The organism is Shigella sp. FC1544 (assembly GCF_001722145.1).
GTDB classification, from domain to species: Bacteria; Pseudomonadota; Gammaproteobacteria; order Enterobacterales; family Enterobacteriaceae; genus Escherichia; species Escherichia coli.
On the sequence record NZ_MECT01000506.1, the window covers coordinates 1 to 284 of the forward strand.

The following is a 284-nucleotide window of genomic DNA, read 5'->3' on the forward strand; positions in this document are numbered from 1 at the left end:
CCGGATCGCCGAGTTACCGGCGCAAGGCCAGCATAAGCAGCGAGATGTGCGGCAGAGGCGAAGGCGCGGCAGGCGACCTCGGTGAGGAGTCTGGCTGCGGTCCTGACACCGACTCCGGGCATACTGGTCAGGACCGGGTAAAGAGGGTGAGCAATAACTCGCTGTTCTACCTCAAGCGCCACCTCGTCTCTTTGCTTACGCAGCGTGATGAGCTGGAGTGCCAGACGTGGCAGTACTACGGCAGCGGCATTCGTGCCGGGAACGACGACGGTTTGTTCGGCCAG

1 protein-coding gene is annotated in these 284 nt (G+C 62.7%); it reads right to left on the reverse strand.

Going from position 1 to position 284, the window contains the following annotated elements:
* Positions 1-284 (reverse strand): transposase (locus BGK49_RS28175; RefSeq protein ID WP_146628146.1); only part of this gene is annotated, 284 nt, incomplete at both ends.